We start from the raw sequence: 25,142 nt of genomic DNA on the forward strand, positions 1-25,142 counted from the left end.
GGCGACTCTGGCTCTCATGCCAACACCGCATCTCTATATGTGACGTCACATATCTACAAGGAATCCCTACCGCCCACTGAGCCTATTACTATCTTGATACCTCTCCATGCTCGTCGTCATCGACCGGCCGCACCTGGACACCAATACGAGCCGTGCCGCGCCGACGGCGAGGTGCAGACCTTCCGCGACTACCACCAGCGGGTCGCCATCGCCCGAACAGCCCGGCAAGAGGTCCTCGTCAGCCCAGCCGGCTCCCTGGCACCCGGTGAAGCCGACCCCCTCATCTGGCGTCGCAACAGCACAGTCCGCGCCCGCCGCCGTACGACTGATCAAAGCGTCCGGCCTGATGCGAGAGTCCCGAAGGGTTGACGACGTCAGCGAAGCAACACATCAGTCCACACCCCAGCCGGGCACACAGCGCCAACCGGGCGGCGCGGCCGGCGGAGATCGTGGTGAGCCATTCCTGGCCGAAGCCGGCCGGTTCGGCTCAAGATCCACTGACCGAGGAACGTGTCAACGGCCGGCTTCGACGGCCGAACGTACGTCCCCGGTGTGGCTCATGCTTGATCGGGTACAGTCCGCGCGGGTCTCCCGCTTCGTGTCGACGTTTGTGTAAGCCCTTCCCAGCGGCAGGGCTGCCTCCTCCTGTATCGCATCGTCGACGCTCCTCAGACGGACACGGGATCGGCAGCGGCGGGCGCCGTGACTTCTCGATCCGACGCCGCATCCTCAGCCTGCCGCCGGCGAGACAGCGGAACGAAATTGAGGATGAGGAAGACGAAGATCCAGCTCAGGAGGACGGTGATGTTTCCGCCGAGGGTACGGGCGTCGAAGTAGAGAACCGAGCGCACGGTGTCCAGGATCGCCGGCATCGGCAGTACGTCGTGAAGCCACTGGAAGAACGAGGCCTCCATCCAGACCGAGATGGCCCCGCCGGAGGACGGAACTCCGAGGATGACCAGGATGCCGATGGCCGGGATAGCAGCGACCTGGGCCAGCGCGGCGTTGTATTTGCTCAGCGGCGTGAACAGCCGAGCGAAGAAAGCTGTCACAAGAGCGCCGACGAACGATGCGGCCGCGCCGAGTGCGATGAGTTCCGGGTGTCCGTCGATCGCTCCGATGATCGGGCCGACCGTCAGCCAGACGGCGAAGCCCATGAATACCGCCCACCCTGCAGCGACCATGGCGAAGGACCGAGGGCGCATCAGAGGCGGAGCGGCGGCGCTGACGACCAGGACGAAGATCGCACCGGACAACAGCCAGCCGAGGGAGAGATAAAGCGCGGAGATTCCAGAACCATCCGAAGCGGGCAGCGGCGCAAGGTCCTCTTTCTGGAGAGTGATGCCCTGCGCGGTCGCGAAACCGGTCAGGGATGTGGTGAGGACTTGTGCCTGACTAGGGCCCGACGCCCCCGCCACGTAGAGAACCGCCTGTCCGGCTCCTTGTACCGACGGATCGATGTATGCGCCGGCGACTTCGCGCTTGAGGACGAGTTCCTTGGCCTCGGCCTTCGTAGCGACGGCGCGCACGTCAAAAGCTTCTTTGGTGGCCGCCGCGAGCTGCCCTGAAACCCGATCGGCCTGTGTGGACGTTGAAGTGACGACGGCGAGCGGCATGTGGTTCGGGGAGGGCTGGTGCATGGCCGTCAGCATGACGCTGAGCATCATCACGGCCATCAGGAACGGGAAGGCCGAGACGAGTACGTACTTCGTCAACGGCGTTGAGGGCTTTGTGCGGGCGCGGGCGTGTTGGCCGCTGGTGGTGGACATGAAGGGCACCTCGCGAAAAGAAGGGATCTCTGGCGCTGATCGGTTCAGACGGGGACGGCCGCCGCCGCGGCGGCCTCTGTCGCCTCGTCTATGGCTGCTTCCTCTTCTTCCGTGAGCAGGTGATGGTGCTGGTGTGCGGCTTTGGTCCTGCCGCGGAGGGAGTCCAGCAGCACCGAGCCCGCGGCGGCCACCGCGCCCCACAGTGCGAGCACGAGCAGGTGGCCGCTCACTCCCTCGCCGCCGAAGTAGAGGATCGCGCGCAGCGCCTCGCCCGCCGCCGGGGTGGGCAGGACGCCGTGCAGCCACTCGAAGAAGCCCGGCATCGCCTTCACCGGCATGCCGAGGTTCGACGCCGGGACGCCCAGGTACATGAGGATGAACACACCGACGATCGACCCGAGGGGGCCGATGAGCCGGGCGATGAAGCTTTGCGCGAGGCCGACGCAGAAGATGGTCACCCAGCCGAGTCCGAGCATCTTCCATGCGTGACCGCCGACGGCGCCGATGACCGGGTCGGCGATGAACCAGACGACGGCGCTCATCAGCGCCGCCCAGACCGCGAGAAAGGCCGGCGTCTTGCGCAGGGTGAACGCCTCGGGCATGCCCTGGGTGATCATCGTGATGATCATGTAGCCGGAGAGGATCCAGGCGGTGACGATCATCATCGCCGAGACACCCATGTTGTCCTCGGCGGGCAGTGGCGCGATCTCTCGGTATTCCACTTCGAGGTTCTGCTTGGCGGCGATCTGTCCGAAGATCGCCTGCATCATCGACGCTTGGCCCATGCCTGCGGCCTGCGCGGTGTAGAGGGTGGCGGATCCGCCCGCCGCGGTCGGCATCTGGAAGGCCGCGGCGATCTCGCGTCGTTTGAGCAGGCTTTCGGCCTCTGAGGCGCTCTCCACGGCCACAGCCTCCACCGGCGAGTTGTCGGCCGCGTTGAGCGCGTCGGCGAGCCCCGCCGCCTGCTGCCCGGTGCCGATCACCGCGACGGGCAGGTCACGCGGCGCCGGCTGGTGCATCGACGTGGTGTAGACGCTCACCAGCATCATCACCAGCAGGAACGGGATGAGGCCGAGGAAGGCGTACATGACCGCCTTGGGGGGCTCCTTTCTCGCTCCCGCGCCTGTCACTTGCTTCCCCTCTTCAGGTTCGGTGTCCGTCTCCTGCATCAGATCGCTCTCCCTAGCGGCACGACAGCATGCTTTAAGCCAAGTGACTTACTTGCCCTGAGGTAAGGTTAAGCCATGCGACTTAACGACGTGACAGTCGCGGCCCGGTAGAGATGGTTGTCACAGTCGGGACACACAGACGGGAAGGAGCGCAGGCATGATCACCAGAGCGGCCACCCGGCGACGCCTCCTTTCCGCCGGAGAGCGCCTCATCGCCGAGTACGGCGTCACCGCGGTCTCCGCCCGCCGCATCGCCGAGGAGGCCGACGCGGGGAACCATTCAGCTGTCGCCTACCACTTCGGCACCAAGCAAGAGCTCATCGTGGAGGTCGTCCGGAACCATCGGACCGAGATCGACCGGATCGGCGCGGACATGGCGAAGAAGGCGTCCGAGTCCGACGATCCACGCGAACATCTCGCCTGCGTGCTCCTGCCGACCATCATCTACCTGGCAAAACTCGAGCCACCCACCTACTACGCCCGGTTCGTCAGCCAGGTGCTCAGTGATCCATCCTCAGATCAGCACATACTTCCTGAACTCGTCGGGCCGTACACCGGCCCCGCGATGCTCGCCATCAAGCGGCTCACGACACATATCCCGGCCGGGATCATGAAGTCGCGATGGCGGCTGGTACGGCCCCTGATGTTCCAGGCGAGCGCGAGTTTCGAGATTCGTGTAGCCGAAGGCCACAGCCCGCGCGACGACTGGGACTTCATGGGCCGGTTCGTCCTTGACGCCGTGGGCGGCTTGCTCTTCGCGCCGAGCACCATGCGAGCCGAGGAGTTGGCTCGCTTCGACTTGTCCGACGCCTGACCCACAACACTGACGGCGACCGCCGGCCGGGTGAACCGGCGTGTCTCTCGTCAGTTCGGGGCCCGCTGGGACCAGACCTACGGCGTCAGCCGGGCCTTGGGGGGGCTCGGCTGACGCCGGTTACGTGCTTACGTGCTCATGTGCTTACTTGCGCAGGTCGAAGGCTCGGACGGTGGTCTGCTTGGTGGTGTTGCCCGCCTTGTCCGAGGCTTCGACCTAAACGATCCTCATCGACGCGTCGCAGGCGGGGATCGCCACCTCGTACCCGCACCCGGCCGGGCGCGGTTGCCGGCGCCCTGGCGGGCCATCAGCGCATGGCGCGCTTCCGGTGGACGACGACGTCGTCTCCGCGTCCCGGGTAGGCCATGATCAGCAGTCGCTGCACGTCGTCTTCACCGCCCTGGGACCCGCGCATCGCGTAGTGCACCCGTACGCGATAGTGCCCCGCGCCCGGGACGGCGAGGTCCGGCAGCGGCACACCACCCAGCGGGTCCTGAAACACCAACTCACCGGCGCTGAGGTAGCCGGCCTCGACGACGTGGTCCCACCCCCTCGTCTCCACCGGCGGGCGACGGCGGTAGGTCTCGGTCGTGACGCACAGCGTGACGTCGGGGTGGGTGTGCACGAGCAGATGTCCGGGCCCCGCGCTCAGCACGTCGTCCTCGTACGGCAGGTCATCCCCCGGGTCGCCTTCGGCGGTCTCCGGTTCGTACGCCTCCAGGTCGCCGTAGTCCGTCCACGTCGGCTCAGGCCGGACGACCACCGCCACCGGCGTGATCAGCGGGCGGTGACGGGGCGCCTCCGCGCACTTGCGCCGCTCGGCCGCCTCCCACTCCTGGTACTCGCGTTCCTGCCGCTCGTTCGCGGCCCTGACCACCGCGGCGGCACCCGGGCAGATGTCCGCGAGCAGGTAACTCAGCTCGCGAACCGCCACGCCGTCCGTACGCCGGACCCGGGCGAGCTCGGCCGGGTCGTCACGGGTGTAGACGTCACACAACCGGCGACCGTAGTCGACGACGAAGCGGTCCGGGATCTCCGGGGCGACCTTGAGCACGCGCGACTGGCGAACCTGGCAGACGAAGGCCGTCTCCGGCGCCGGCTCGCGCTGCTCTCCCCCGCCCCGCGAGCCGTCGAGCGGCGCGCAGCCGGCAGCGGCGGTGACCCGGCCGCCCGCGTGGTCGGCCGCCGGCAGGAAGCCCAGCAGCCCCGCCGTCGCCGCCGCCGTCACGACGCCCCAGAACCGAGAGCGCCCCACCCCGCCGGCCAGCCACATCAGGAGAAGGGCGGAGACCGCGTAGGCCGCGCCGAACCACAGCGGCGAGACACCGGCGGGGACATCGCCCGGCTCCATGGCCGAATAGTCGGCATAACGCCGGAGGTAGGCGCCGGGTGCGAAACCACCGGCCAGCGCGGCGGCGACCCCGGCCACGGCGGCGGCGAGCAGGACCCAGGCCGTCACCCGGAGCAGGCCGGAGGTCCTCCGCAGGACCGCGACGAGCACGAGGAGCGGCAGCCCGCCCATGTCGACGAGGAGGTCGACGATCCACGAGAGCAGGAGCTCCGCGAGATCCGGGCCGTACCCGAAGAACACCGCGGACCAGTTCCCCGCCGCCCACCGCGGCATGTCGTACCAGAAGGTGACGGCCACGGGCGGGAGCGGGAGCACGATCGCCGCCACGGCGGCGAGCCGGGAGCGGAGCGGCGGCCCGGCCGAGGCCGGCGACGGCCGAGATCTCCCCCAGGAGCCGGACGTCCAGCGCGTCGGCGGCCGTGCGCGCGATCCAGCTCACCACCCCGAGCGTTCCGGCGACCAGCGCGACCGTCGCCATCGTGCGGGACGCGCCGCGCAGGACCACGAAGAACAGCACGACGAGCACGAGCCGCGCGGCGGCGCCGGCCAGCTCCACCCACCACGGCAGGACCACCGGGAACAGCCCGAGCACGGAGTAGGCGGCGGCCAGGTACAACATCACCCGGAGCGCGCGGACCGCGCCGCCACCCGCCGTCACCGGTCCGCGCACCCGCCCGCGCAAAATCTGCCACAGCGCCCAGCTCTGGTACGCGGCGACCAGCACGATGGGCACCACCGGCCACCACGGGACGGGCCCCATGCTGAGCGGGGTGCCGTACGCCACGAGGCGGACGAGGGGGACGCCGTCGCCGGTGACCAGCGCGACGACACCGAGCGCGACGGCCGCGCCCACGTGGAGGGCGGCGACCGGGGCGGCGAACCACCAGAGACGATACCGGTGCAACGGGGGGCATCCTTGGGGGGTGACGAGGCCCCCGGGCCGGCGGAGCACACGAACTCGGGGGGCGGCCCCGAGAAGCCGGGGACCGGGTCGTCAAGGTACTAGATCACGCTGACAAACCCGGAGCCGAAGATCCCGTCCCAGTGCGGCCGGCCTTCGCGCCGGCGAGACTCGCTCCGATGATGGCGATGCCGGGATCGGCACTCAATGTCATGCTTCTAGACGATCTCGAGGTCGGCCCTCATGCCCATGTCCTCGTGTTCGGCGTTGTGGCAGTGGAAGAGTCAGGCCGGCAGGAGACCTTCCTCACCGGCCCACTGGCGGCCCGCAAGCGAGCCGCCGCCGTCGTTGATCGCCGCGGACGACTCCGCAGTCGGTACGGCAGCCGCGGACGACTCCGCAGTCGGTACGGCAGCCGCGGACCTGACATCCCCGGTAGCTGTGTCGTCGTACTGGTAGAAGCCCCACCGATTGAAGGGATGGGTAGCGATGCCCACGCAACGCGAGGAAGACGAAGCCAAGATCAGGCAGCACATCGACAAGATCGTCGAAGGAATCCGGACCAAGGATCTCGAAGTCCTGAAGCGGCTCTACGCGACGGACGTCGTGTCCTTCGACGTCGAGCCGCCGCTGCAGCATGTGGGGATAGCGGCGAAGTTGAAGAACTGGGCGAAGGTGTTCACGTTCTTCCAGGATGTGAATTATGAGGTTCGCGACCTGACCATCACCGTGGGCGATGATGTGGCATTCGGGCACGCTTTCGGTCGGCTCAGCGGCACGCTGAAGAACGGGACGGCGACGAGCGGGATGTGGGTCCGGGGCACCTTCTGCTTCCGGAAGCTCGACGGCGATTGGTTGATCGCGCACGACCAGGTTTCTGTGCCGTTCGATGTTGCAAGCGGCAAGGGAGTGGCCGACCTCGAGCCCTGACGAGTCGCGGAAGTTCGCGCGAACCGCATCGCCTCGGTCCCAGTGCGTAAGCTCTTCGGTTCCCCGGAGCAACGAGCTCGTCTCGGGTCGGAGACGCGGAGGATCGGCTGTCTAGCGCTGCTTGAGGCGGAGCGCTTCTTTGCGGGTCTCGGCCTGGATGGCCCGCTCGCGCTCCAGCCACGCTGGGTTCTCCGCTTTCAGCGCATCGATCTCAGCGGTGGTGAGCGGTCCGGTGATCCCGCCTCTGGCCAGGCCGGAAATGGAGACCCCGAGCTTGACGGCGGTGACCTGCTTGGGGTGCGGACCGTTGCGGCGCAGGTCAGCGAGCCAGGCGGGTGGCGTCGACTGCAACTCGTTCAGCTCGTCCCGGGAGACGACACCCTCCTGGAACTCGGCGGGAGTGGCCGAGAGGAGGACACCCAGCTTCTTGGCCGCGGTCGCGGGCTTCATCGTCTGGGTGGTCTTCGGTTTGGGCGAGGTCATGGCGCCAAGACTAGTCAGTCGGAACGGGTTCCTCTGACATCGGTACCCTGAGGAAGTGAGTGATGGGGAGACCGGCAGGGTGTTCCGGCTGGCGTACGTGCCCGGGGTGACACCCGCGAAATGGGTCAACGTCTGGACCGAGAGGATGCCCGGCGTGCCGGTCGCCCTGGTCGCGGTTCCCGCCGCCGAGGTGGTGCCGCTCCTGCGGGATGGCGGCGCCGACGCCGGATTCGTCAGGCTGCCGGTCGACCGGGACGGGCTCAGCGTGATCCCTCTCTACGTGGAGACCACGGTGGTCGTGGTGCCCAAGGACCACGCGGTGACCGCCGCTGACGAGGTGACCACCGCCGACCTGGCCGACGACGAGGTGTTCCATCCTCTGGACGACACCATCGAGTGGACGGTCCGCCCCGGGCTGCCCGCGTTCACCCGCCCGGCCACAACGGCGGACGCGGTCGGGCTGGTGGCGGCCGGCACCGGCCTTCTCCTGGTTCCGCAGTCGCTGGCACGCCTCCACCACCGCAAAGATCTCACTTATCGGCCGGTGGCGGACGCGCCGCAGTCTCAGGTCGCGCTGGCCTGGCCCACCGACGCGACCACTGACCTGGTGGAAGATTTCATCGGCATCGTCCGCGGCCGGACGGTGAACAGCTCGCGGGGCCGTACCCCCGCCTCCCCTGCGGAGAAACCGGCTCAGCGGCAGGCACAGAAACCCGCACAGAGTGGCTCCGGCCGCCGGGCCGTGCCGGCCGGCCGTAAAAGGAAGGGCCACCGGCCTCGGTGACCTGCGGCCCCGAACCTCCGGTTCGGACCGGCGACAAACGTGGCCGACCCGGCCTCAGTTGAACCACGTTGCGGGACCTGTGAACCACGTTGCGGGACCCGAAGCCGCGAGATTTCTCCACCCCACGCCCAGATCAAACCAGGGCAACGGCAGCATGCGCCCCAAAACGCAACGATCGGCGCGTACTGCGTCAATACTCGTCACATAGCGCTTGAGCTGGGCGTTCTCTGGAGCGGCTACCCAGCTCGGTGATGCTCGTTGATCAGCCCGCCGAGTGTTCGGAGATGTCACTGGCGGGGTCGCTGTCTCGTCTACAGGGTGCAGGCAATGCTCGATCAAGGAGTAGACGATGAACCTCGCGCTGTGGATCGCTGCCGGGCTGCTGGCCGTGGTAGCGCTGGGCGGCGGCATCAGCAAGACGCTCGTGCCCAAGGAGAAACTGGCTGCGGCCCATGGTGGCGGATGGACCGGAGACGCCAGTGTGGGCTTCGTCAAGACCCTCGGCGTCCTCGAACTCCTGGCCGCGGCGGGCCTGATCCTGCCTGCCGCGCTCGGCATCGCACCGGTCCTCGTGCCGGTGACCGCCGTCTGCTGGATCTTGCTGATGGTCGGCGCGATGGTCACCCACGGCCGACGTGGCGAATCCCCGTTCGTGCTGCTGAACCTGATGTACCTCGCGCTTGCGGCATACATCGCGTGGGGCCGCTTCGTCCTCGAGCCCTTCACCGGCTGACCCGCGGGGACACACGGTTCCCGATCATGTGGTCCCGTCCCACGGCTGGACTGTCTCGTCTCGGGCTGTGGAGGCTTCATAGGAGGAGCTGGCGGAGTTCCAGGAAGCTGGCGAGAAGAGCCGGCTTCGCGGTTCCGCGGCTTTGACAAGGCAACTGGCGAGTGTGTCGCGGCGGCGCGGAGGCCAGAACCGATCTTGAGGATGAGGCCGTTATCGGCCCATCGGGAGAACTGTCTGTCCATGGTGCCGAGGGCGATGCCGCCCAGGCAGTGAGCGACGCGCCACGCGCCCGAGTAGGGCCGCATGTCACACCCTCCGGTCGGGGGGTTCACCGAAGACCATGGTGTGCCCGAGTGGCCATCCGGGATCGCCGGTGCGGGCGAAGCGCACCCAGGCGGCGTGCATCGCGTCGGCCACGGCCTGCGGCGCGCCCGGCCCAGCGGTGCGTTCGACGCCGGGCGCGTCGAGCACGTCGAAGACGAAGGGCAGGTCGAGGTTGTGCACCGCGCCCACGCGTCCGCCGCCGACCGGGCTCTCGACGGGCGACTCCCACCGGAACTCGTAGGCGTAGGCGGGCCTGGCCTCGCGGATCCAGCGCGTCTCGCGGGTGAACAGGTGCTGGGTGAAGGCGCGCCCGACGCGCTCGGCGGGCGTGAGGCCGGGTTCGTCGACCTGGACGCCGAGGTGGTCGAGCGCGGCCTGCGCGGCGGCCTCGTCGAGGTCGGCGGCCAGGCGGCGGACGAACACGTCGGCCTCCTGGGAGGTGCAGCCGACCAGCAGTGGAAGGTGCCCGCTCGCGCCTGCGCGCAGGGCGGCCAGCGGGACGGCCGGGATCAGGTCGCCGTCGACGACCGGCTTGACCGGCACCGACTCGTTCAGCCCGCCGGGGTCTCCGGTCAGCGGCGGCGGCTGTGCGGCGACGAGCGCCTCGGGGGACAACCCGGCGAAGGAGGACCTGGTCGGGTCGATCCCCAGCCGGGCGGCGAGCGTCTTGGCGTAGTCGCGCGCCTCCTGCTCGGTGGCGACCAGGTTGGCCGAGCCGCTCATCACGATCGCGCGCCGGAACAGCCCTTCGGCGCGGGGCATCGTCAGCAGGGTGGCGACGGCGGCGGCGCCCGCCGACTGCCCGGCGATCGTCACGTTGCCTGGGTCGCCGCCGAAGGCCGCGATGTTGTCGCGTACCCATTCCAGCGCGGCCAGCCAGTCGAGGACGCCCCGGTTGAGCGGGGCGTCCTCCAGGGCCAGGAAGCCTTCGAAGCCGAGCCGGTAGTTGACGGCCACGCAGACCACTCCGTCGCGGGCGAACCGGGTGCCCTGGTGCCAGGCCGCCCCGTTGCCACCGATGGAGAACGCGCCGCCGTGGATCCAGACCAGGACGGGCAGCCCGGCCCGGCCGGTCTCAGGGGTGCGCACGTCGAGGTTGAGGCAGTCCTCGCCGACCTCGAAGACGTCGGGCGCGTACAGGCCGATGTCCTCACCGGCCGCCTGCGGGGCGGCAGGGCCCCGCGTGACGGCGGGCCGTACGCCGTCCCACGCGGGTGGCGGGACGGGCGCGCCGAAGCGGTGCTCGCCGAAGGGCGGGGCGGCGTACGGCACGCCGAGGAAGGCGAGCACACCCTCCTCGGCCCCGCCCTCGACCAGCCCGGCAGTGGTTCGCACGATCATGCGCGGCGCCATCCGGCCGTCCCTTCGACGATTCTGATCGCCGCCCGGGTGAGCGGCTCAAGGCTGGCCTCGTGCACCTTGTCGAGGGTGTCGGCCGAGTCGAACAGGTACATGGGAGCCGACAGGAAGTGCACGAGCGGCACCCCTTCGGGGTGGAAGAAGGCCCCGTCGGTGGGTGGCATCGGGGAGAACACGTCCGGCGGCAGCACGAACGAGCGTCTCAGGTCCTCCGCGGCGAGGGCCGCCGCCACCAGGCTCTCCAGCTCCGGCTTCCTGGTGGTGAACCACCAGCCGGGTTCGGGGTCGCCGGTGGGCACCAGTTCGCCGTCCACGACCACGCATCGCCGGGCGGCGTGCTCCAGGTGGAGCTGGAGCACGACGTCGCCCAGCAGGTCGCGGTTCTCCTCGATGAAGGCCCGGGTGCCCGCGGCGTGCGCCATGTGGCCCGCGGTCAGCAGGAAGATCAGGTTGTGCGGCCGGTCCCGCTCGGGCACGCCCGCCCAGTACTGCGCGGCGGCCAGCACCAGCGCGATCCCCGAGGCGTCCTCGACGGCCGAGGCCCAGGGCGCGTCGTGGTGCGAGCCGATGATCACCCACTGGTCGGAGCGGCCGGGGAGCGTGCCGATCACGTTGTGCGAGACGGCCGGGCCCGTCTCCGACTCGACGGTGAGCGTGCCCGTGCAGGGGCCCTCGTCGACCAGGTCGAGCACCCGCCGCGAGTCGCCGCCCGACAGCCAGACGGCCGGGAGGTCGCGGTGCACTGCGTCGTAGGGCACGTAGTAGTCGCGTGTCTCCCACGGCACCCCGGTCAGCGCCCCCGCGAGGGCGACGGCGCCGCCGTCCATGACGCCCTGGATGACGTCGAGGTAGTCGAGCTGGAACGGCAGCGTCTGGACCAGCTCGTCGAAGACGCCCTCGGGGTCGTGCACGGCCGTCGCCAGGTCCCTGACGTAGGACTGCGGCAGCTCGGTGAAGGTGTACTCGGGCACGACGATCGCGCCCGGCACGACCTCGCGCCTGACCGGCGCGCTCACGATCGCCTTCGGCGTGGTGTACGGCAGGGCGGACGCCGCCACCCGCACGACTCTCGACGGGTCGGCGTCCAGGCGCACCACCAGGGCCGCCGTCACCGGCCGCCAGGCGGGCAGCTCGACCGGCGCCAGCCGTACGTCGTGGAGCCCGAACTCGGTGAAGCGCTCGGCGGCCCACGCGGCGGTCCAGTCGTCGGCCGGGTAGCCGGGACGCCTGATGCCCCGCGAGGTGACCGTCCCGATCCACTCCATCATCCGCACAGCGTCGGGGATCATGTCCGGGATCATCGTTTCAGCCCTCCGAAGGTGAGCCCCGCCACGTAGTAGCGCTGCAGCGCCACCATCAGGATGAACGGCGGCACGGCGGTGACCAGTGCCGCGGTGGTGGTGAGGTGATAGGTGAAGCCGACCTCGCTCTGGAAGTTGGCCAGCCCCACCGGCAACGGCCACAACTCCTGCTCGTTGGCCACGATCAGCGGCCACAGCAGGTTGTCCCACTGTGCCAGGAAATGCACGAGGAACAGGGTGATGAGCGCGGGCTTGAGCAGCGGCACGGCGATGCGCGCGAAGATGCGGAACTCCCCCGCGCCGTCGACCCGCGCGGCCAGCAGCAGCTCCTTCGGGATGCCGAGGGCGAACTGCCGCACCAGGAAGACGCCGAACGCGCTGATCATGCCGGGCACCATCATGCCCTGGAAGGTGTTGACCCAGCCGAGCTCCTTCACGATGAGGAAGACGGGGATGACCAGGACCATCGGGGTGAGCGCGAGGGTGCCGATCACCAGCGCGAACAGGACGCGGCGGCCGGGGAAGGACAGCTGGGCCATCGCGTATCCGGCGGCGGCCGAGAACATCACGTCCAGGACGCCGGTGCCGACGCACAGGATGAGGCTGTTGCGCAGGTAGATGGGCAGGTTGCCCTCGCCGAACAGCACCCCGATGTTCTCGGGCAGGTGGAAGCCGTTGAAGACCAGCCCGCGCAGGTCGGTGTCGTCGGGCGCCGAGGCGACGACGAGCATGGCGTAGACCGGCAGCAGCATGAACCCGACCGCGACGATCAGCCAGACGGCGCGCAGGATCGTTCCCGCCCTCATTCGTCGCCTCCCTTCAGGAACCCGAACTGCAGCGCCGAGACGATCACCATGGCGATGAGGAGCACCATGCCCATCGCGGCGGCGTAGCCCATGTGCTCATAAGGGAAGGCGTTGGCCCAGATGTAGTACGGCAGCACCTGGGTGGCGTCGGCGGGACCGCCGCCGGTGAGCAGGAAGGCGGGCACGAACGCCTGCATCGATCCGGCCACCGAGATGACCAGGACGAACAGCAGGGTCCTGCGCAGCAGCGGGAGCGTGATCCGGGTGAACGTGGTCACCGCCCCCGATCCGTCGATGGCGGCGGCCTCGTACACCTCGCCGGGCAGCGCCTGCAGCCCGGCGGTCAGGATGATCACGAACAGCCCCATGCTCTTCCAGACGACCATCACGACCAGGGCCCAGATGGCCAGGTCGGAGCTGGTCAGCCAGGACTGCGGATCGATCCCGACCAGGCCGAGGAGGGTGTTGGCCATGCCGTGGTCGGAGTAGATGATCACCCAGACCATGGACGTGGCGGCGAGCGGCATCACGGCCGGAATCATGACGAGCGCTCTGAGCCAGCGGTTGAGCCGTCCCGGCTTGCTCAGCGGCACGGCCACCAGCAGGGCCAACACGATCGTCGGGATGACCGTGCAGACCGTGTAGACGACGGTGATCCACGCCGAGTTGAGGAAGCCGGGGTCGGCGAACATGCGCTCGTAGTTGGCGAGGCCGATCCAGTTGGGCGTCCCTGCCATCTCGTAGTCGGTGAAGCTGAGATAGATGGCGGCCAGGAACGGGACGAGCCAGAACACGACGAAGAAGACGGCCACCGGGAGGGTCAGCGCCACGCCCGCCGTGGCCTGGGGCCGGGCGCTGACCCTGCCGAGCACGCTCACAGGACCAGTCGCACGGTGGAGTCGAAGGTCGCCGCGGCCTGGGCGGGGGTCGCCTTGCCGTGGGCGACGGAGTCGACGGCGCCGGCCGCGGCCTTCGCCAGTTCGAGTGTGCCGGGGATGATCGGGCCGAAGTCGACATGCGGGATGCTGTCGGCGACGATCTTCATGATCTCGGACTTGCCGCGCGGCCCGGCGTCGCGCCAGCCCTTGGTCGGGATGATGATGCCGTTGTCGAGGTTGGCGGTCACCGACGTGGCGCCCTGCAGGTAGTTGACGAGGTGCCAGGCGGTGAACTGGTTGGGCGAGTCCTTGGCCACGCCCCAGCCCCAGGTGTAGGCGGGAACGACGGGCGGGCCGCCGGCCCAGGTGGGCATGGGCGCGACGCCGTACTGCTTGCCGAAGGTGAGCGTGTCCTTGCCCAGCTTCTCCAGCGCGGGGCCGAGGAAGGCGCCGCTGACGACCATGGCGGCCTCGCCGGAGTAGAACAGGCCGAGCGCGCCCAGCGGGTTGGAGAGCGTGGGGTTGCCGATCCCCGCCATGTACGTCAGGGCGCCCCGGCCCTGCTCGGTGACCAGCGACGCCTTCGCGCCGCCCGCCGCGACGAGCTCGCCGCCCTTGCCCTGGATGAGGGCGGTCAGCATCATGAGGGCCCACTGCGGGTCGCCGTAGAGCCACTGCAGGCCGACCCGCCTGCGGTCCTTGGAGGTGAGCTTGGCGCTGTACTCGGCGACCTCCTCCCAGGTCACCGGGGGCTTGTCGGGGTCGAGTCCGGCCTCCTCGAACCGGTCCTTGCGGTAGTAGAGCATGCAGGGGTTGAAGTCGATGGGCACGCCGTAGGGCACGTCCTGGTAGGTGAGCGGGGTGGTCGTGCCCGGCTCGTAGTTCTGTAGCGAGAGCGCCTTGGTGTCGACGGGCGCGAGCCGCTTCTTCTTGGCGTGCGCGGGGAAGCTCCAGTGGCCGATCTTGAAGACGTCGGGCGGGGCGCCGCCGCTGAAGGCGGTCAGCAGTTTGGCGTCGAGCTGGCCCACGGGCAGGTAGAGCAGCTTCACGTCGACCTGGAACTCGGCGATGTAGCGGTGCACGAGCTCCTGGAACTGTTGGCCGGTGTCCTGCGAGCCGTGCAGCCAAACGGTGACCTCGCCGTGCGGCCTGCCGTCCGCGGCCTGCTGCCGAGGCTGGTCCTTGCCGCATCCGGCGAGCAGGGTGAGCGCGCCGACGGCGAGTAGCCCACGCCGCGTCAGATCCGCCATGGTGGTTCTCCTAGGTGAGGTTCTTGAGGGCCTGGTTCTGCCAGGCGGTGTTGGTGGGGAGTTCGGCGGTGCCGCCGGCGAACGCCCCGCGGGCCTGGGTGTCGGCCTGGAGGCGGTACCTCAGCCAGGCGGTCACGTAGCCGAGGAAGGCCCCGCCGGTGTTCTGGATGTCGTTGTGCCCTGCGCCCTTGAGCAGCGCCCTGCCCGCTCCGGCGGTGGCCTGGTCGTAGTAGCCCTGCACGGTCGCGGCCGAGGAGATCAGCCAGTCGTTCGCGCCGCTGAGGAAGAGCACCGGGCAGGTCAGGTCGGCGACGGAGAACTCGTCTCCTGGGCTGGCCATCCACTGCGCGGGCACGGCGATCGGCACGACGGTCTTGATCAGCCCGGCGGAGTGGTTGGCCGCGTTGATGGATCCGCCCGCGCCCTGGGAGTGGCCGACTGCGGCGACCTGGGCGGTGTTCAGCTTGCCGTGGAAGACGCTGGCGGGGTCGGTATTGAGGCCGATGAGGTGCTGGGCGGCGGCGAGGATCTCGGCGCCGGTGCCCGTGGTCGTGTCGGTGGAGGCGACCACCGCGAAGCCCCACGAGGCGAGGTGGTTGAGCAGTCCCGGATAGTTGTCGGGGGTGGCCCATGAGCCGTTGCCCCATGTGACGATCGGGTGGGTGACGCCGCCCGAGCCCAGGGTCTGCGGGTAGTAGAGCCGGTGGCCGCCCGAGGTGCCGGTGGCGACCGGCCACGGACCCGCTGCCTTGTAGATCGTCTCGATGGTGGAGGCGGCGTTGGCCTCGGTGGTCCACGACAGGAATCCGGCCGACATGAGGCCGAGCGCCCCTGCCCGCAACGCCTGCCGACGGGTGAAGTTCTCCATGGTCACCTCGTGGGGGGATTTGGAGACGTGAACGTCTCCTAAGAGAGGGAAGTACGATCGGTGAGCGATGTCAAGACATGAACAGAAGGAAGTTCCGGCGGCCCAGCCACTTCCCAGGGGGCGGCACGGACTCTCCCCCGACACGGTGCGCAACTCCCAGCGAGACCGCCTCGTGGAGGCCATGCTGAGGCTCGTCGCGAGGCGTGGATACGCCGCCACGAGCGTGCCGGATGTGATCGCCGCCGCGCGGGTGTCGCGCAACGCCTTCTACGCCCAGTTCGCCGACAAGGAAGCGTGCTTCCTCGCCGGATGCGAGCGCGACCTGCCGGAGATGATCGACTCGATCTACACGGCCGCGTCGGGGGCGGGCGACCGCTGGAGCGAGGCGCTCCGGCTGGGGATGGCCGCCTACCTGGGGTGGTGGCAGGAGCGCCCGGAGTACGCGCAGGCGTACTTCGTGGAGTTGCCGAGGGCGGGTGAGCGGGCCGTCGAGCAGCGTGACGCCGCCTACCGGCCCTTCCTCGACATGTTCGGGGCGCTGGCCGCGCGGGCCAGGCTGGAGGATCCCTCGCTGCCGCCGCTGCGTGCCGCGGTGCCCCGCCTGATCGTCTACGGGATCACCGAGTTCATCGCCTCGGAGGTGCGCGAGGGCCGCGTCGCCACTCTGACGTCGTCGGCCGGCGACCTCTACCACTACACGGTCGCCCTGCTCGCCGGCCCCGATCACGGCAACGCGACCACCCCTTCCGCCTGAACCAGCCAGCCTTCGGGGAAGCACTCCTCCGCCGCCATGTGGGCGACGGCGGCCAGCAGGCCGCCGTTGCCCGGCAGGTAGAGGGGCAGCAGGCCGGGCCACTGGTGGTTGTGGCCGCTGGCCAGGTAGGTGTTCTTCGGGGCGTCCATCAGCAGCGCGTCCACGGCGGTGTCAGGCTCACCGAGCCTGGCCGCGCACATGGCGAGCATCGGATAGTCCCAGCCCCAGGTGCTCTCCAGGTCCCAGTCGGCGAGCACGTCGTGCAGGGTGGCCCGCATGGTCTCGGGGTCGATCAGCGGGGTGGGCGGCACGAACCCGAGCGCGCCGGTCATCGAGGGGTGGTCGGTCCTGATCGTGTACGGCTCCACCCCGATGGCCGCGTAGACACCGTCGCGCACCAGCGGCCGGGCCAGGCCGTCCAGGACCCGCGCCCACTCCGGGTCGGGGCCCCGGCCGAGCAGGCCCCGCCACCGCTGGGCCGTCTCCAGCCCCCACCACCAGTAGGCCAGCTCGAACGTGGGATCGCGCACCGACCGCCTGGACTCGTAGTAGGACTCCTGCGCCGGGACCAGCGGCGGCCCCAGATGCCCGCCGCCCGCGAAGGAGGCCATGAACTCGGCCGTCTCGAACACCAGGTCCCGGTAGTCCTCCAGCGCCCCCGGGCGGACCCGGCGGAGCAGCTCCGCGAAGTAGATCAGGTGCGGCTGCTGCCAGACGATGAAGGCGCCGATCTCGCTCGGGCTCTCCCTGCCCTCCGGCCCCACCTGCTTGGGCCAGCGGGCGCCGCGGAAACCCTGCCGTCCGGCCGTGGCCCTGGCCCGCGGCAGGATCGAGCGGTACCACGGCAGGCTCCGCTCCAGCAGCTCGGGCCTGCCCCACAGGGCGAAGTGGGCGGCGTGCCACCAGTGCATCTCCAGGTGGAACTTGCCGCTCCAGGAGTTGACGGCCAGCCCGGTCTCCTGCGGCGGGGTGGAGCCCGCGCAGTTGACCGCGGTGAGGTACTGCGAGAGCACGACCCGGCGTTCGAGCTCGGGCGCTCGCGGGTCGGTGCTGCCGTCGAAGCTCACCGCTCCCCCGCTCGTCCAGAACCTCTCCCAGTGGGCGGCGGCAGCCGTACGGACCTGGGAGAAGGACGGGAGGGCGGCGCCGACGGGGTGGCGTGCGAACTCGACGACGAGCTCCAGATCGTCGCCCTGGATCAGGTACACGTGACCGCCGGGCGACGTGAGCCTCGCGGGCCCCGCCCATTCGGCGGCCACGTGGTACCGGTCCGCGTCCAGGACGCGGGTGAAGTCGCAGCGCGAGCCGTACGGCGTGCGCGTGAGCGCGTGCGTGGTGGTGTGCCTGTCGGGTTTGTCCCAGTCGGCGGTGGTGTGCCAGCCGTCGCTGGCGTAGGGGAAGGTGATCCTGATCCCCGCGCCGCCCACGACGCGGATGGCCAGCAGGTCCCGCTCGGGGTGACAGACCGTCTCCACCTCGTACGGCAGGCCGCCCAGCTCGAAGGAGCTGGACAGCGTGCCGGTCCACAGGTCGAGGGTCTGCGCCGACCGGCCGAGCGGGGTGGCCTCGTCGACGTCGAGGCCGATCCGGCCGAGATGCAGGCGGTGCGGGTTCACGTGCAGCCAGCCGCCCGCCTCGGTGGCCGGATACAGGTCCGGGTAGCCGACTCCGTCGTAGTCGGTGAGCGCGTCCTCCAGCACGTGGCCCTTGGGGTTGGGCATCGTGTGCCAGCCCCACTGCGCCTGCGTGCCCAGCGGCGCGAAGGTCTGCAGCCCGGTGGCGTCGGCGGTGAAGGCGAACTCCCCGTTGCCGACGGTGAGCGGGCACCCGGCGTCGGCGATGGTGTGCCGACGCACGAGCGTCCTCCTGTCGATGCTCACGCACACCCCGGCGTACCGGAGGCGCGCTGCTGGCGCATGGCGGTCACATCGCCCGCGACGGCCGACTGGGCCATCGGGCCGAGGTCGAGCACGACGTCGGTGAAGGCGAGCGACGCCTTGCGCATCGCCGGCAGGTCGATCGCCTCGGTGCCGAACTGCGGCGAGAACAGCGTCTTGGGCGCGGCGATGGGCGAGATGACGGGCAGCAGGTGCTGGTTGTACGGCGTGCCCTCGCCACCGAAGCCGCAGTGGTGCGGCACCGTGGCGAGATCGGCCGCCGACAGGCCCTTGAGGATCGCGGTGCGCTTCACGTCCCAGTACTGGATGTGGCCCTTGACCAGTTCACGCAGCGGCGTGCTCTCGCTGACGGGGACCATCAGCAGTTCGGTGAGGGTGGGGTTGGCGACGAGCTGCTTGCCTGGCAGGCCGTTCGGCCGGGCGACCGCGTCGTAGCGCTTGGCGCCGAGGTGCTCGAGCACGACGACGGAGGAGACCCCGCCCTGGTCGTACTCGGCGTCGAGCTGGGCGGCGAGCTGACCCGCGCCGCCCTCGCGGACGTCGGGGCCGGTCAGGTGCTGGTAGAGGTGGCCGGTCACGAACGCGAACTGCACGGTGCGCGGACGGCACTCCACCGGTAGCGACGACAGGTAGCGGGCCATCTCGATCATGGTGAGCGGGCCGTTGTCCCACACCGGGCTCATGCCGTCGGTGTGGCTCTCCACGACGATCTTCTGGGCGCTCCCACCGGGAAGCGTCGCGAGCAGGGTGCGGGTCGTCGTCGGCGTCCAGGCGGCGTTCACGGTCAGCGTGGCCTGGACCGGCTGTCCGGCGGCCAGCGCGTCCTTGATCTGCTTGCCCTGGTCGGCGCCGACGTACGCGCCCGGCACGCCGTACGGCAGGCCCTCGTAGGGCGCGTACATGCCCTGGATCTGCGCGTGCGGGAGCTGGCTGACCTCGATCACGCCCAGCGCGCCCGCGGCGGCGGCCGCCTTGAGGTCGGCGTCGGCCGCGGCCGGGGCCTCCATCGACTCCGAGCCGAGCAGGTTGATCGTGAGGCCCGGGTCGTACATGGAGTAGCCGAGGCCACCGAGCGGATAGAACAGCAGGTTGGGCAGGCTGGTCCACGGCAGGTCCCTGACGACGATCTTCCCGGCGGCGTTGGCCGCGGTGATGTTCGTTCCCGCGGCCAGGTGGACGAGCGGCGCCGAGACGCCACCGGCGCCGGTGGAGGAGGAGAACGGCACGGGGGCCGCGACCTGCACGGCCGTGCCGCCGACGGTCAGGCCGGTGCCGAGGCTGTCCCAGCGGTCGATGGCGTAGGGCAGGGAGGAGAACTGGAGGCCGGGGATGGCCGCCATCTCGTCCTCCAGCCAGTCGACGTAGTCGGCGTGCGCGGTGGAGCCGGTCGGCCTGGGGCCGAACGCCTCCTGCCGCTCGGCCAGGGTGCTCAGGCGGGCCTCGGAGGCGAACGCGGCGGGGTCGACCCTGACCGGGCAGGCCAGGGCGGCCGCCTGGGCGAAGGCCGGTTGCGCGGGCGCGACCAGCGGGAGGAGAAGGGCGAGGAGAGCGAGTCGTCTCACGTGGGGGGTCCTTCCATCAAATCGTTTTAATACGTGGTCCGCGACAGTCCCCCGACGTGCGGTTGGTTCTCAGAAACGAGGCGGTCCTGTGGTTCCGCGGACGATCAGCGTGGGCGAGACCGACGACGTCACCGATCGTGAGCGTCCCTCGATGCGTTCGACGAGCAGGCGCGCGGCGGTCGCCCCGATCACGTGCCCGTCCTGGTCGACGCTGGTGAGCGAGATGCGGTTGAGCGAGGCGATGCCGATGTTGTCGTATCCGGCGACGGAGAGGTCCTCCGGCACCGACAGACCCGCCTCGTCGGCGGCGCGCAGCACGCCGAGCGCCGCGATGTCGGCCCCGGCGAAGATCGCGGTGGGCCGGTCGTCGCGCGCGAGCAGTTCCCGCGCGCCCTCGAAGCCGCCCTCCTCGGTGAAGGAGGTGGCCAGCACGTCGTCCGCGAGTCCGTGGGCGCGCATCGCCTGGCGGTAGCCTTCGGCGCGCACCGTGTGCGGCAGTCCCTGGGCGCGGGCCCGCTCCAGGTGGGTGATGTGCGCGATCCGGGTGTGCCCGAGCCCGACCAGGTGGTCGACCACGAGCCCCGCCCCCATGACGTCGTCGTCGACGACCGCGTCGTAGGCCGCGGCGCCGCCGTGCCTGCCCACCACGACGACCGGGGTGGCCGTCGCGATGGCGGCGAGTTCGGCGTCCGTCATGACCGGCGAGATCAGGATGAGCCCGTCCATGCTCCGGTCGATCATGGCGTCGGTCATCCTGGCCTGCGTCTTGGGCTCGATCCCGCCGGGTCCGAGCAGGACCTGGTATTCGGTGTCGGCCAGCCGGCCGGTGACGCCCTCGATGATGTCGGGGAAGAACGGGTTGCGGGTGTCCGAGAGCATGACGCCGAGGGTGTAGGTGCGTCCGCGCAGGGCGCGGGCCGCGGCGTGCGGGCGGTAGCCCAGCTCGTCGATGGCCTGCGTCACCTTGGCCTGCATCTCCGCGCTCACGCCGTAGGCCCCGCGGACCACCTTGGACACGGCGGCCGTGGAAACCCCGGCTCGCCTGGCCACATCGGCGATCGTCACCCGTCCGCTCGTCACACGCCGTCCTTCATAGAGCCTTCGTAGAACGAACTACACACTTTTCTGAAACGTGAGGCTAGCCCGTCACTGCTACTCAGGTCTACCTCTTGACGGGCGATTCTCTCGTGCCCTAACAATGGAGAACGTTCTACATAATACTCCCCAACATGAACAGGAGCATGGGCGTGAGAGCACCATCTCGTCTGCTCGGCGCGGCGATCGGGGCCGCCCTCGCCCTGTCCCTCTCCGGCTGCGGTTCGTCCGCCCCGGAGGGGACCGGTCAGGTGAAGCTGACCCTGTGGCACAACAGCGCGGACCCGGCGCCGCTGCTGGAGATGTACAAGAAGTTCGAGAAGCAGTCCGGCCACAAGATCGAGCTCGTGTCGATCCCGTCCGACGGCTTCGAGGACACCACCCAGACCAAGTGGGCCACCGGCGACCGCCCGGACATCCTGGAGTACCACGCGACGACGAGCGGCCTGCTCGCCCTCAACCCGGCCGAGAACCTGCGCGACCTGACAGGCGAGGCGTACATCGCCAGGTCCGGCGACCTCTACCAGTCCGCCGGGTCCGTCAACGGCAAGGTCTACGCCGCCATCACCGGCTTCCCCCAGGTCTTCGGCCTCTACTACAACAAGAAGGTCTTCACCGCGGCCGGGCTGACCCCGCCCACGAACTTCGCCGAGCTCGCCGCCGCCTGCCCCACGCTCAAGGCCGCCGGGGTCACGCCGGTCTTCGAGTCGGGCGGGTCGATCTGGCCGGTGCAGATCCTGCCCATCCTCTACCTGGCAGGCGCCAACCAGTCCAACGCGTACGGCAAGGCCATCGCGGGCCACAGCAGCACGCTGGCCGACGCGGGCTCGCCCTTCGTCGCCGGCCTGACCGCCTACGCCAAGCTGAAGGCCGACGGCTGCTTCAACAAGGACATCGTCACCGCCAAGTTCGAGGACTCCATGAAGGCCCTCGTGACCGGCAAGGCCGCCATGGTCGCCCAGCACTCCGACATGCTCCCGGCCCTCCTCGCGGCCGCGGGCGGCGACCAGAAGACCGTCGACGAGTCCGTCGGCTTCGTCGGCCTGTCGAGCGACAAGCCGCTCGCGACCTACGCGCCCGGCCCGATCGGCACGTTCTACCTGCCCAAGACCGGTGACGCGGCGCGGGAGAAGGCGTCGCTCGACTTCGTGCGCTTCATGACCGGCCCGGCCTACGCCGAGTACGTCACCGCGTCCAAGACCTTCCCCGTGTTCAAGGACGTGCCTGACCCGCAGGGCGTCTCGTCCGTGCTGCAGGACGTCAAGAAGGCGTACGACACCGGCGCGGTGATCGCCTTCAACTCCGACATCCCCGGCATGGGCGGACTGGCCCAGCTCATGTCCGAGCTGATCGCCGGGCAGAAGGATCCGCAGAAGGCGGCGACCCAGCTACAGGGCCAGGTCGAGCAGGCGGCCAAGGCGGCAGGGCTGCCCGGATGGTGATGCGGAACAGGGCGGCCTGGCTGCCGTGGGCACTGCCCGCGATCGTGCTGGTCACGGTCTTCTTCGTCGCCCCGTTCCTGCTCAACGTCCGGTTCGCGTTCTCCTCCTGGACGAGCTTCCGAGCCGAGATCACCTGGAACGGGCTGGAGAACGTCCGCACGCTGATCGACCAGGACCTGCTGGCCAACGCGGTCACCGTGACCGTGCTGTACGCGATCCTGTGCATGGCGATCCAGAACACGGTCAGCCTCTCGCTGGCCCTGGCCCTCCAGCGGACCAGCGGGATCAACACCGTCTTCCGCTCGGCGTTCTTCCTGCCGACGCTCATCTCGCCGCTGGCCGCCGGATACATCTGGCGCGGGCTGCTCGCCCCCGACGGGGCGGTCAACTCCTTCCTCGGCATCGAGTGGGCGTGGCTGGGCGAACCGTCCACCGCGCTGGTGGTGGTCGCGTTCATCGACGCGTGGAAGTGGAGCGGGCTGATCACCCTCGTCTACATCGCGGGCCTCAACTCCATCCCGAAGTCGCTGCTGGAGTCGGCGAAGGTCGACGGGGCCGGGCCGTGGACCCGGTTCCGGCGGGTGGTGTTCCCGCTGCTCGCCCCGGCGCTGACCTTCAACGTGGCGGTCACGCTGGTGGGCGCGCTCAGCGCGTACGACGTGATCGCCGCCACCACCGGCGGCGGGCCCGGCGACCACACGCGGGCCCTGAACGTGGTGATGCGCCAGCAGTGGGGGCAGGGCTTCTTCGGCTCCGCCAGCGCGCTGGGGTTCACCGTGACGCTGTTGGTGATCGCCACCGCCGTGCCCCTCGTGTGGTGGCTGCGGCGCAGAGAGGTGACGGGATGAGAGCGGTCCTCAAGTACACGGCGCTGACGCTCTTCGCGATCCCGTGGGTGCTCGTGCCCATCTGGCTCGTGGTCGTCAACTCGTTCAAACCCGCGGGCGAGGCCGCCGAGCTGGGCCTCGGCCTGCCCAGGACGTGGGCGATCGCCGAGAACTACGGCATCGTGCTCGACCGGGGCGGCTACCTGATGGGGCTGGTCAACAGCCTCAAGGTGACCGTGCCGATCGTGGTGGCCGTGGTGTTCCTCGGCGCGGCGGCGGCGTGGGCGTTCGGGCGCAGCCGGTCGCGGTGGCTGCAGGCGGCCTACTTCGTGATGGGGCTGTCGATCCTGCTGCCGCCGTCGATCATCCCGACCGTCTACCTGCTGCGCGCCCTGTCGCTGGACGGCGGCTCGCTCGGCTACGTGCTGACGATGACCGGCTGCCGCCTGGGCATCGTGATCTTCCTGGCGACCGGATTCGTCCGGGCGTTCCCCCGCGACCTGGAGGACGCCGCCGCCATCGACGGCGCCTCCCGCCCGCAGGTCTTCGTCCGCATCCTGCTGCCCCTGCTGCGGCCGGTGCTGTTCGTCGGCAGCGTGGTCCTGATCATCAACGTCTGGAACGACTTCTTCTTCGCCCTCTTCCTGCTCCAGGGCAGCGCGAACGCCACGCTGCCGCTGAGCCTGTTCCAGTTCGCCTCCGGCACCTTGCAGAGCCTGAACTGGAACCTCGTCTTCGCCCACGTCCTGCTCACCACGCTGCCCCTCGTGGCGGTGTACGTCGTCGCGCAGAAGCGCGTCCTGGCCGGCCTTACGGAAGGTGCTCTTAAGGGATGACCACTCACGAAATCGCGCTCGACTGGGTCAGGCGCGAGATCAAGGAGGGGCGGCTGCCGTGCGCGGTGTTCGGCGCCGCCACCTCCGACGGGATCCAGGTGCTGGAGGCGTTCGGCGAGCACGACGGCCGCGCGACCAGGACCGAGGACCACTTCGCGCTGTTCTCGGTGACCAAGCCGCTGATGGGGCTGGCCGCCCTGCGCCAGGTCGAGCGCGGGCTGCTGTCGCTGCGCCGCCCGCTGCGGGACGTACTGCCGAACTTCGCGCGGCCCGATGTGACGCTCTGGCACCTGCTCACCCACACCAGCGGCATCGCCGAGCAGACGCTCACGCCCGACGACCTGCTGGAGCACCTCGTCACCGCGCCGTCGATGTTCGAGGCGGGCACGCTCAGCCACTACTCCAACCTGGCCTTCGCCGGGATCGCGGAGATGGTCCGCGACGTCACGGGCCGCGACGTGGCCGACGTGATCGACTCCGACCTGAACACGCTGGTGCCTGGCGGAGGGCGGATCACGTTCGACCCGGCGTGCGACGCGGCCGAGGTCCACGGCCTCGAACTGCTCGGGCCCGGCTTCGACTTCGACACGTTCGTACGGCTCCGCCACCCGGCAGGGGCGCTGTTCTCCCGCGCCGAGGACCTCCTGGCGCTGGGCGGGGCGCTGCTGCGCGGCGACCGTGCGCTGATCCACCCGACCACCCTGGCCGCCATGACCACCCCGCAGACGACGGGCCTGGTCAAGCTGCAGCCCGACCCGGTCAACGCCGGGCAGGACTGGGGACTCACCTGGAACCTGCGCCACTCGGCTCCCGGGCTGCTCGACCGGCGGCTGTACGGGCACGGCGGCGCCTCTGGGTGCCAGTGGTGGATGTACCCGGAGCAGGACGCGTGCTTCGTGCTGCTGATCAACGTGATGGCGCCGAGCCTGTCCGGCGTCGACGTCGACGGTCTGCACAACGCCTTCACCACCGGGCTCGATGCGTGAACCGGGATTCGGGGGTGGTCGG

The 25,142-nt window shown here is 69.8% G+C and carries 23 protein-coding genes; 10 read left to right on the forward strand and 13 right to left on the reverse strand.

Annotated elements, in window-relative coordinates:
- Window positions 1-668: 668 nt before the first annotated feature.
- Both IMZ11_RS18085 and IMZ11_RS18090 read right to left on the reverse strand, forming a co-directional pair.
- Window positions 669-1,769, reverse strand: coding sequence for a hypothetical protein (locus IMZ11_RS18085; protein WP_228642914.1), 1,101 nt, complete (start codon window positions 1,767-1,769; stop codon window positions 669-671).
- Window positions 1,770-1,813: 44 nt separating this feature from the next.
- Window positions 1,814-2,899, reverse strand: coding sequence for an ABC transporter permease (locus tag IMZ11_RS18090; protein WP_228642916.1), 1,086 nt, complete (start codon window positions 2,897-2,899; stop codon window positions 1,814-1,816).
- A 196-nt stretch (window positions 2,900-3,095) separates the two neighbouring features.
- Between IMZ11_RS18090 and IMZ11_RS18095 the strand changes: the two genes are divergently transcribed.
- Entirely contained in the window at window positions 3,096-3,752 is a 657-nt protein-coding gene (locus tag IMZ11_RS18095; RefSeq protein ID WP_228642918.1) for a TetR/AcrR family transcriptional regulator, read from the forward strand.
- Window positions 3,753-4,059: 307 nt separating this feature from the next.
- Here IMZ11_RS18095 and IMZ11_RS18100 read toward each other — a convergent pair whose 3' ends face one another.
- Complete coding sequence (locus tag IMZ11_RS18100; RefSeq protein WP_228642920.1) at window positions 4,060-5,400, reverse strand: hypothetical protein; 1,341 nt, start codon at window positions 5,398-5,400, stop codon at window positions 4,060-4,062.
- Here IMZ11_RS18100 and IMZ11_RS18105 point away from each other — a divergent pair.
- Window positions 5,375-6,109 carry a hypothetical protein gene (locus IMZ11_RS18105; RefSeq protein WP_228642922.1) on the forward strand — a complete coding sequence of 245 codons (735 nt, stop codon included), beginning with the start codon at window positions 5,375-5,377 and terminating at the stop codon, window positions 6,107-6,109. The two genes, IMZ11_RS18100 and IMZ11_RS18105, sit on opposite strands and share 26 nt — an antisense overlap.
- Window positions 6,110-6,493: 384 nt before the next feature.
- Window positions 6,494-6,934, forward strand: a complete 441-nt coding sequence (locus IMZ11_RS18110) for a nuclear transport factor 2 family protein (RefSeq protein WP_228642924.1) — start codon at window positions 6,494-6,496, stop codon at window positions 6,932-6,934.
- Between the two features lie 111 nt (window positions 6,935-7,045).
- Here the strand turns inward: IMZ11_RS18110 and IMZ11_RS18115 are convergent, their stop codons facing one another.
- A complete protein-coding gene (locus IMZ11_RS18115) occupies window positions 7,046-7,417 on the reverse strand; it encodes a DUF5997 family protein (protein WP_228642926.1) in 372 nt (123 codons plus the stop codon).
- 55 nt (window positions 7,418-7,472) lie between these two features.
- Here IMZ11_RS18115 and IMZ11_RS18120 point away from each other — a divergent pair, with 55 nt between their 5' ends.
- Window positions 7,473-8,201 carry a LysR family substrate-binding domain-containing protein gene (locus tag IMZ11_RS18120; protein WP_228642929.1) on the forward strand — a complete coding sequence of 243 codons (729 nt, stop codon included), beginning with the start codon at window positions 7,473-7,475 and terminating at the stop codon, window positions 8,199-8,201.
- Window positions 8,202-8,550: 349 nt separating this feature from the next.
- Window positions 8,551-8,934 carry a DoxX family protein gene (locus IMZ11_RS18125; RefSeq protein WP_228642932.1) on the forward strand — a complete coding sequence of 128 codons (384 nt, stop codon included), beginning with the start codon at window positions 8,551-8,553 and terminating at the stop codon, window positions 8,932-8,934.
- Between the two features lie 306 nt (window positions 8,935-9,240).
- On the opposite strand, the gene IMZ11_RS18130 is transcribed toward IMZ11_RS18125, so the two are convergent.
- The 6 genes from IMZ11_RS18130 to IMZ11_RS18155 are packed head-to-tail and all read right to left on the reverse strand — an operon-like array spanning window position 9,241 to window position 15,720.
- Window positions 9,241-10,599, reverse strand: coding sequence for a carboxylesterase/lipase family protein (locus IMZ11_RS18130; RefSeq protein WP_228642934.1), 1,359 nt, complete (start codon window positions 10,597-10,599; stop codon window positions 9,241-9,243).
- On the reverse strand, window positions 10,596-11,906 hold the full coding sequence (locus IMZ11_RS18135) for a M28 family metallopeptidase (protein WP_228642936.1): 1,311 nt from the start codon (window positions 11,904-11,906) through the stop codon (window positions 10,596-10,598). Before IMZ11_RS18135 ends, IMZ11_RS18130 begins: the two co-directional genes overlap by 4 nt.
- Window positions 11,907-11,914: 8 nt before the next feature.
- Window positions 11,915-12,724, reverse strand: a complete 810-nt coding sequence (locus tag IMZ11_RS18140) for a carbohydrate ABC transporter permease (protein WP_228642938.1) — start codon at window positions 12,722-12,724, stop codon at window positions 11,915-11,917.
- Window positions 12,721-13,602 carry a carbohydrate ABC transporter permease gene (locus IMZ11_RS18145; RefSeq protein WP_228642940.1) on the reverse strand — a complete coding sequence of 294 codons (882 nt, stop codon included), beginning with the start codon at window positions 13,600-13,602 and terminating at the stop codon, window positions 12,721-12,723. Before IMZ11_RS18145 ends, IMZ11_RS18140 begins: the two co-directional genes overlap by 4 nt.
- On the reverse strand, window positions 13,599-14,852 hold the full coding sequence (locus tag IMZ11_RS18150; RefSeq protein WP_228642942.1) for an extracellular solute-binding protein: 1,254 nt from the start codon (window positions 14,850-14,852) through the stop codon (window positions 13,599-13,601). The genes IMZ11_RS18145 and IMZ11_RS18150 overlap by 4 nt, the downstream gene beginning before the upstream one ends.
- Window positions 14,853-14,862: 10 nt before the next feature.
- Window positions 14,863-15,720 carry an alpha/beta hydrolase gene (locus IMZ11_RS18155; RefSeq protein WP_228642944.1) on the reverse strand — a complete coding sequence of 286 codons (858 nt, stop codon included), beginning with the start codon at window positions 15,718-15,720 and terminating at the stop codon, window positions 14,863-14,865.
- Window positions 15,721-15,787: 67 nt separating this feature from the next.
- Between IMZ11_RS18155 and IMZ11_RS18160 the strand changes: the two genes are divergently transcribed.
- Window positions 15,788-16,474 carry a TetR/AcrR family transcriptional regulator gene (locus IMZ11_RS18160; RefSeq protein ID WP_228642946.1) on the forward strand — a complete coding sequence of 229 codons (687 nt, stop codon included), beginning with the start codon at window positions 15,788-15,790 and terminating at the stop codon, window positions 16,472-16,474.
- Here IMZ11_RS18160 and IMZ11_RS18165 read toward each other — a convergent pair.
- From IMZ11_RS18165 to IMZ11_RS18175, 3 genes are all read right to left on the reverse strand, one after another.
- Entirely contained in the window at window positions 16,444-18,330 is a 1,887-nt protein-coding gene (locus IMZ11_RS18165) for a hypothetical protein (protein WP_228642948.1), read from the reverse strand. The genes IMZ11_RS18160 and IMZ11_RS18165 overlap by 31 nt on opposite strands.
- Window positions 18,331-18,350: 20 nt before the next feature.
- A complete protein-coding gene (locus tag IMZ11_RS18170; protein WP_228642950.1) occupies window positions 18,351-19,934 on the reverse strand; it encodes a hypothetical protein in 1,584 nt (527 codons plus the stop codon).
- 69 nt (window positions 19,935-20,003) lie between these two features.
- Window positions 20,004-21,014 carry a LacI family DNA-binding transcriptional regulator gene (locus tag IMZ11_RS18175; RefSeq protein WP_228642952.1) on the reverse strand — a complete coding sequence of 337 codons (1,011 nt, stop codon included), beginning with the start codon at window positions 21,012-21,014 and terminating at the stop codon, window positions 20,004-20,006.
- A 161-nt stretch (window positions 21,015-21,175) separates the two neighbouring features.
- On the opposite strand from IMZ11_RS18175, the gene IMZ11_RS18180 reads away from it, so the two are divergent.
- The 4 genes from IMZ11_RS18180 to IMZ11_RS18195 are packed head-to-tail and all read left to right on the forward strand — an operon-like array spanning window position 21,176 to window position 25,120.
- On the forward strand, window positions 21,176-22,471 hold the full coding sequence (locus IMZ11_RS18180) for an ABC transporter substrate-binding protein (RefSeq protein WP_228642990.1): 1,296 nt from the start codon (window positions 21,176-21,178) through the stop codon (window positions 22,469-22,471).
- Complete coding sequence (locus IMZ11_RS18185; RefSeq protein WP_228642954.1) at window positions 22,465-23,319, forward strand: carbohydrate ABC transporter permease; 855 nt, start codon at window positions 22,465-22,467, stop codon at window positions 23,317-23,319. Before IMZ11_RS18180 ends, IMZ11_RS18185 begins: the two co-directional genes overlap by 7 nt.
- The gene (locus IMZ11_RS18190) at window positions 23,316-24,134 is read left to right on the forward strand and encodes a carbohydrate ABC transporter permease (RefSeq protein WP_061259471.1); all 819 of its coding nucleotides are present in this window, start codon (window positions 23,316-23,318) and stop codon (window positions 24,132-24,134) included. Before IMZ11_RS18185 ends, IMZ11_RS18190 begins: the two co-directional genes overlap by 4 nt.
- A complete protein-coding gene (locus tag IMZ11_RS18195; RefSeq protein WP_228642956.1) occupies window positions 24,131-25,120 on the forward strand; it encodes a serine hydrolase in 990 nt (329 codons plus the stop codon). Before IMZ11_RS18190 ends, IMZ11_RS18195 begins: the two co-directional genes overlap by 4 nt.
- The last annotated feature ends 22 nt before the right edge of the window (window positions 25,121-25,142 follow it).

It is taken from the genome of Microtetraspora sp. AC03309 (assembly GCF_020826795.1).
Classification (GTDB): domain Bacteria; phylum Actinomycetota; class Actinomycetes; order Streptosporangiales; family Streptosporangiaceae; genus Microtetraspora; species Microtetraspora glauca.

What these genes read in the sequence shown, in the direction of transcription:
- IMZ11_RS18085 (WP_228642914.1), bottom strand. Translation starts at nt 1,769, where the DNA reads ATGTCCACCACCAGCGGCCAACACGCCCGCGCCCGCACAAAGCCCTCA.
- IMZ11_RS18095 (WP_228642918.1), top strand. Translation starts at nt 3,096, where the DNA reads ATGATCACCAGAGCGGCCACCCGGCGACGCCTCCTTTCCGCCGGAGAG.
- IMZ11_RS18105 (WP_228642922.1), top strand. Translation starts at nt 5,375, where the DNA reads ATGTCGTACCAGAAGGTGACGGCCACGGGCGGGAGCGGGAGCACGATC.
- IMZ11_RS18110 (WP_228642924.1), top strand. Translation starts at nt 6,494, where the DNA reads ATGCCCACGCAACGCGAGGAAGACGAAGCCAAGATCAGGCAGCACATC.
- IMZ11_RS18115 (WP_228642926.1), bottom strand. Translation starts at nt 7,417, where the DNA reads ATGACCTCGCCCAAACCGAAGACCACCCAGACGATGAAGCCCGCGACC.
- IMZ11_RS18125 (WP_228642932.1), top strand. Translation starts at nt 8,551, where the DNA reads ATGAACCTCGCGCTGTGGATCGCTGCCGGGCTGCTGGCCGTGGTAGCG.
- IMZ11_RS18130 (WP_228642934.1), bottom strand. Translation starts at nt 10,599, where the DNA reads ATGATCGTGCGAACCACTGCCGGGCTGGTCGAGGGCGGGGCCGAGGAG.
- IMZ11_RS18135 (WP_228642936.1), bottom strand. Translation starts at nt 11,906, where the DNA reads ATGATCCCCGACGCTGTGCGGATGATGGAGTGGATCGGGACGGTCACC.
- IMZ11_RS18140 (WP_228642938.1), bottom strand. Translation starts at nt 12,724, where the DNA reads ATGAGGGCGGGAACGATCCTGCGCGCCGTCTGGCTGATCGTCGCGGTC.
- IMZ11_RS18150 (WP_228642942.1), bottom strand. Translation starts at nt 14,852, where the DNA reads ATGGCGGATCTGACGCGGCGTGGGCTACTCGCCGTCGGCGCGCTCACC.
- IMZ11_RS18155 (WP_228642944.1), bottom strand. Translation starts at nt 15,720, where the DNA reads ATGGAGAACTTCACCCGTCGGCAGGCGTTGCGGGCAGGGGCGCTCGGC.
- IMZ11_RS18160 (WP_228642946.1), top strand. Translation starts at nt 15,788, where the DNA reads ATGTCAAGACATGAACAGAAGGAAGTTCCGGCGGCCCAGCCACTTCCC.
- IMZ11_RS18180 (WP_228642990.1), top strand. Translation starts at nt 21,176, where the DNA reads ATGGGCGTGAGAGCACCATCTCGTCTGCTCGGCGCGGCGATCGGGGCC.
- IMZ11_RS18185 (WP_228642954.1), top strand. Translation starts at nt 22,465, where the DNA reads ATGGTGATGCGGAACAGGGCGGCCTGGCTGCCGTGGGCACTGCCCGCG.
- IMZ11_RS18190 (WP_061259471.1), top strand. Translation starts at nt 23,316, where the DNA reads ATGAGAGCGGTCCTCAAGTACACGGCGCTGACGCTCTTCGCGATCCCG.
- IMZ11_RS18195 (WP_228642956.1), top strand. Translation starts at nt 24,131, where the DNA reads ATGACCACTCACGAAATCGCGCTCGACTGGGTCAGGCGCGAGATCAAG.